This window comes from Rudaea sp., from assembly GCF_036383415.1.
Taxonomy (GTDB): domain Bacteria; phylum Pseudomonadota; class Gammaproteobacteria; order Xanthomonadales; family Rhodanobacteraceae; genus Rudaea.
Genome location: NZ_DASVOK010000384.1, coordinates 1 through 5,581, shown reverse-complemented (window position 1 = coordinate 5,581; position 5,581 = coordinate 1). Strand labels below are relative to the sequence as shown.

5 protein-coding genes are annotated in these 5,581 nt (G+C 65.3%); 3 read left to right on the top strand and 2 right to left on the bottom strand.

Features of this window, described 5'->3' with window-relative positions; genetic code table 11:
- The coding region (locus VF497_RS14185; RefSeq protein ID WP_330889828.1) for an ATPase domain-containing protein at window positions 1-418 on the bottom strand (418 nt) is incomplete at its 3' end.
- Between the two features lie 120 nt (window positions 419-538).
- Entirely contained in the window at window positions 539-1,063 is a 525-nt protein-coding gene (locus tag VF497_RS14180) for a CinA family protein (protein ID WP_330889826.1), read from the bottom strand.
- Between the two features lie 78 nt (window positions 1,064-1,141).
- Between VF497_RS14180 and mutS the strand changes: the two genes are divergently transcribed.
- The 3 genes from mutS to VF497_RS14165 all read left to right on the top strand — a co-directional run.
- Complete coding sequence (gene mutS, locus VF497_RS14175; protein WP_330889823.1) at window positions 1,142-3,715, top strand: DNA mismatch repair protein MutS; 2,574 nt, start codon at window positions 1,142-1,144, stop codon at window positions 3,713-3,715.
- Between the two features lie 33 nt (window positions 3,716-3,748).
- Window positions 3,749-5,119, top strand: coding sequence for a type II secretion system protein N (gene gspN, locus VF497_RS14170; protein WP_330889821.1), 1,371 nt, complete (start codon window positions 3,749-3,751; stop codon window positions 5,117-5,119).
- A gap of 110 nt (window positions 5,120-5,229) precedes the next feature.
- Window positions 5,230-5,581, top strand: a 352-nt coding sequence (locus VF497_RS14165) for a transglutaminase N-terminal domain-containing protein (RefSeq protein WP_330889819.1), incomplete at its 3' end; no start/stop codon positions are given.

Genomic DNA, 5,581 nt, shown 5'->3' with positions numbered 1-5,581 from the left:
TCACGTCGATCGCGCTGGAGCGCACCAGCATGTCGGCGATTTCGAGCGCCTGTTCGCCGGTGTCGGGCTGCGACAGCAGAAGATCCTCGACCTTGACGCCCAGCTTCTCGGCGTAGATCGGATCGAGCGCATGTTCCGCATCGATGAACGCGCAGGTACCGCCAAGCTTCTGCGCCTGGGCGACGACCTGCAGCGTCAATGTCGTCTTGCCCGAGGATTCCGGCCCGTAGATTTCGACGACGCGACCGCGCGGCAGTCCGCCGATGCCGAGCGCGAGATCAAGCATCAGCGAACCCGTCGGGATCGCCTCGACCGCGTCGACCGTGCGGTCGCCCATGCGCATGACCGCGCCCTTGCCGAACTGCTTTTCGATCTGGCCGAGTGCGGCGGAAAGCGCCTTGCGCTTGTTGTCGTCCATTGCGGATACCTCAAAGTAGATTTTCTGTGGGCGGGATCGTGCGTTGCGCCGATCTCACGGATTGCGACGCTGTGAAGTATCCCACACCCGGGAGTGCCGACGCATGCGCGAATTCGCGCGTCAGCTTGTAAGAATTTTCTGCACGCCGCGCAGCGCCGCGGCGACAGTTTGTCGGCGCACCGCCTCGCGATCGCCGTCGAAATGAAACAGCTCCGCGTGCGCATAGCCGCCGCGGCGCTTCCAGCCGATCCACACCGTGCCGACCGGTTTGTCCGGCGTGCCGCCAGTCGGACCAGCGATGCCGGTGACCGCCACCGCCACCGTCGCGCCGAAGCGCGCGAGCGCGCCGGCGACCATCTCAACCACGCATTCGCGGCTCACCGCGCCGTGCTGCGCGAGTATTTCCGGGCGCACGCCGAGCAACGACTCCTTGGCCTCGTAACTGTAGGTGACGACGCCGCATTCGAACCACACCGACGAGCCGGCGACATCGGTCAGCGTCTTCGCGATCCAGCCGCCCGTGCACGACTCCGCCGTGGCCAGCGTCGCAGCACGCTGGACGAAGATCGTCGCGATCGTCTGCGCGAGTTCGTTGAGCTCGCGGTCGCTGGCGCCGGTTTGATGAACGTCCGGGGACGAAGACATGGGCAACTCCACTACAATGCTCGGACTTTCGAGGAAGGAAGTCTCCTCGGCAAGCACAGCATAAACCACAAGGCCACGATGACCCGCGACGACCTCGCCCAGCACACGCCGCTGATGCGCCAGTATTTCGCCGCCAAGGCGGAATATCCGGACACGCTGGTGCTGTTCCGCATGGGCGACTTCTACGAGCTGTTCTACGACGACGCGCGCAAGGCCGCGCGGCTGCTCGACATCACACTGACCCAGCGCGGCGCCTCGGCCGGCGCGCCGATTCCGATGGCCGGCGTGCCGTTCCATTCGGTCGAAGGTTATCTCGCCAAGTTGATCAAGCTCGGCGAGTCGGTGGCGATCTGCGAGCAGATCGGCGATCCGGCGCTGGCGAAGGGCCTCGTCGAACGCAAGGTCGTGCGCGTGGTCACGCCGGGTACGGTGACCGACGAGGCGCTGCTCGAGGAGCGGCGTGACAATCTTCTGCTCGCGATTGCCGCGGACAAGGCGACCTATGGCCTTGCGTGGGTCGATCTCGCGAGCGGACGATTCCTGCTCAGCGAAGCGGCGAATGCCGAACAACTCGCTTCTGAACTCGCGCGCCTCGCGCCGGCGGAAACTCTGGTCAGCGAAGACATCGCCTGGCCGAATTTCGTCGCCGCCCTGCCCGGTCTGCGCAAGCGCGCGCCGTGGCATTTCGACACAGAGACTGCACAGCGCCAGCTCAACAAGTTTTTCGGCACGCGCGACCTGTCCGGCTTCGGCGTCGAAGCGATGCCGCTTGCGATCGCCGCGGCCGGCGCGCTGCTCGGCTATGTCAGCGAAACGCAGAAATCGGCGTTGCCACATCTATCTGGCCTCGCTTCGGAAAACCCCGACGAAACGATCGCGCTCGATGCGGCGACGCGGCGCAATCTCGAACTCGACACGCATCCGAGCGGCCGCAACGAACACACGTTGCTCGGCGTGCTCGATGCGACGATCACGCCGATGGGCGCGCGCACGCTGCGCCGCTGGTTGCATCGGCCGCTGCGCGATCGCAATGTTTTGCGCAAACGCTATCAGGCGATCGAGAGCCTGATCGAGCAACACCGCTTCGACGGCTTGCGCGAGGTGCTGCGCGGCATCGGTGATCTCGAACGCATCCTCGCGCGCGTCGCGCTGCGTTCGGCGCGACCGCGCGATCTTTCGACTTTGCGCGACGGCTTGCTCGCAACGCCCGCATTGCGCGACGCGCTGAAGAGTTGCGACAGTCCGCTGCTAGCCTCCCTGCTCGACCACCTCGGCGAACATGCCGACACCGCGCAGCATCTCGCCCACGCCGTGCTCGAACAGCCGCCCGCGCTGCTGCGCGACGGCGGCGTGATCGCATCGGGCTACGACGCCGAACTCGACGAACTGCGTACGCTGTCAACCAACGCAAACCAGTTCCTTATCGATCTTGAGGAACGCGAAAAGGCCGCGACCGGCATCCCGACGCTCAAGGTCGGCTACAACAGCGTGCACGGCTATTACATCGAGATCAACAAGGGCCAGGCCGACAAGGCGCCGACGCACTACACGCGCCGGCAGACGCTCAAGGGCGCCGAGCGCTATATCACCGAAGAATTGAAATCGTTCGAGGACAAGGTGCTGTCCGCACGCGAGCGCGCGCTGATGCGCGAACGCGCACTGTACGAGGCGCTGCTCGATTTCCTGATCGAACGCCTCGCCGCACTGAAACAAGCCGCATCGGCGATCGCCGAACTCGATGTGCTCGCCGCACTCGCCGACCGCGCCGATGCGCTGAACTGGCGCGCGCCGCGGCTGGTCGAGTCCGAGGGAATCCACGTCGTGCGCGGCCGCCATCCGGTCGTCGAGCAGGTGCGCAGCGACCCGTTCGAGCCGAACGATCTCGTCTTCGACGACGCACGCCGCATGCTGATCATCACCGGCCCGAACATGGGCGGCAAGTCGACCTACATGCGCCAGAACGCACTGATCGTGCTGCTCGCGCATATCGGCAGCTTCGTGCCGGCCGACGCGGCGACGATCGGGACCATCGATCGCATCTTCACCCGCATCGGCGCGGGCGATGATCTTTCGCGCGGCCAATCGACCTTCATGGTCGAGATGAGCGAGACCGCAAACATCCTGCACAATGCGACCAGGCACAGCCTCGTGCTGATGGACGAGGTCGGCCGCGGCACCTCGACCTACGACGGCCTCGCCCTGGCGCAAGCCTGCGCGGTGCAGCTCGTGATCAAGAACCATGCGTTCACGCTGTTCGCGACGCATTATTTCGAGCTGACCGAACTGGCCGCGCAGTATCCGGGCATCGCCAACGTGCATCTCGACGCGGTCGAGTACGACGACCAGCTCGTGTTCATGCATGCGGTCAAGGAAGGCCCGGCCAGCCGCAGCTTCGGCCTGCACGTCGCTGCACTTGCCGGTGTGCCGAAAGCGGTGATCACCGATGCGCGCAAACATCTGGCCACGCTGGAGAGCACAGCGCAACGCGCGCCCACCTCTCGCGCCGCGGAAAAAGAATCCTCTCCACAGCTCGGCCTGTTCGAACTTGCCAGGCCGAGCGCGGTCGAAGACGCGCTGCGCGAGATTGACGTCGATGCGCTGACACCGCGTGCGGCGCAGGATTTGCTCTACCGCCTGAAAGCACTGATGTAGCTAGAATTCACCAGCCCTTTTCGGAACCCACCCATGCGCCGTTTTCTCGTCTTCGTCCTGCTGCTGATCGTTGCCGCCGCGGCGGCGGTGTTTTTTCTGCCGGCCAGCATCGGCTACAAGTACCTGATGAAGCCGTCGAAGACGGTGACGCTGTCCGATCTCTCCGGCACGATCTGGAACGGCCACGCCGGCAGCATCGCCGTGCGCGAACGCCCGCTCGGCCAGGTCGACTGGCATCTGCATTTCAAGCCGTTGCTCGAAGGCCGCCGCGTCGCCGACTTCACGATCAAGGGCGACACGCTCAAGGCCTCGGGCACGCTCGACCGCTCACCCGCCGGCAACCGCTTCGACAATCTCGGCTTCAGCCTGCCCGCGAGCGCAGCCGCCGACATGCTGCATATCCAGGGCAAGGCCGAGGGCGATATCGACGGCAGCGCCGCGAGCCTCACCCTGCTCGACGGCTGGCCGACCCTGCTGCGCCAAGGCAAAGCGCGCTGGATCAAGGCCAAGCTCGCCGACACCGACCTCGGCGTGGTCGAGGCGGCGTTCGACACGACCGACGACGGCAAGGTTGCCGGCACGTTGAAGAACACCGGTGGCGCCGCGCAGTTCAGCGGCGCGATCAAGCTCGCGCCGACGCGCGATGCGGAATTGAACGACCTCGCCTACAAGCTGCCGGCGCAACTCATGGCGACGATCCTGCGCCTGCCGAACGCGACGCTGACGGGCGACATCGAGGGCAAGCTGGTGCACCTCGCCGTGCGCAACGGCACGCCCGCCGAGGCGCGCGGCGATCTGCACTGGAACAACGCGGCAACCCAGTCGGTTTCGCACGACCTGCTCGGTAATGTCGAAGCGACGTTCGATACCGCGCCCGACGGCGGCGTGGGCGGCACCCTGAAGAACGACGCTGGTTCCGCGCACCTGTCGGCAAAATGGAAGCTCGGCGCCGAACGCGCGCTCGACCTGAGCGACGCGCAACTCAGGTTCCCGGCCTCGCTGCTGACGCCGCTGATCCGTCTGCCCGGCATCGAAGTCGGCGGCGACGTCGACGGCAACTTTTCGCGCCTCAGCCTGCGCGAAGGCCTGTGGCCTGCAGCGATCGCAGGCAAGCTGGTCTGGCACGGCATCACCGTATCCGGCGCGCGCCAGGCGGCACTCGGCGACATGGAATGGAATCTCGGCACCGATCCGGACGGCAGCATCATCGGCGTGCTCAACGACCTCGGCGGCCCGCTGCAGATCAACGGCACGTTCAAGGCGACGAAGACGGCCTACGACGCGGCCGCCCAACTCTCCTCACGCGGCGATGCGACGATCCGCACTGCGCTGCAGAAGTTCGGCACGCCGCAGCCGGACGGTTCGACGATCGTCCAGGCCAAGGGCGAATTCGGCAAGAAATAGCGGGCGGTCAATCGCGTTCGCAGCGTTCCTGGCTGCGGTCCGAATTTTTTCGTTGCACTGCAGCAAATTTTTGCTATCGTGGGTGGCATGCCAAAACCGTGGGGTTGAGCATGTCGATCCATGTCGCGCTGAACCACGTCTCGCACTATCGCTACGACCGGCTCGTGCATCTCGGTCCGCAAACGGTGCGGCTGCGGCCTGCGCCGCACAGCCGCACGCGCATCCTTTCCTACTCGCTCAACGTCGAGCCGTTCGGCCATTTCATCAACTGGCAGCAGGATCCGCAGTCGAACTGGCTTGCGCGCCTGGTGTTTCCCGAGCCGACGCGCGAGTTCCGCGTCGAAGTCGATCTCGTCGCCGAGATGGCGGTGCTCAATCCGTTCGACTTCTTCCTCGAACCCGAAGCCGAGAAATTCCCATTTGCATACAACAACACGCTGCGCCGTGAATTGACCGCCTACA

Bases quoted from the DNA above. Each gene is read 5' to 3' on its own strand.
- VF497_RS14180 (WP_330889826.1), bottom strand. From the start codon at position 1,063: ATGTCTTCGTCCCCGGACGTTCATCAAACCGGCGCCAGCGACCGCGAG.
- mutS (WP_330889823.1), top strand. From the start codon at position 1,142: ATGACCCGCGACGACCTCGCCCAGCACACGCCGCTGATGCGCCAGTAT.
- gspN (WP_330889821.1), top strand. From the start codon at position 3,749: ATGCGCCGTTTTCTCGTCTTCGTCCTGCTGCTGATCGTTGCCGCCGCG.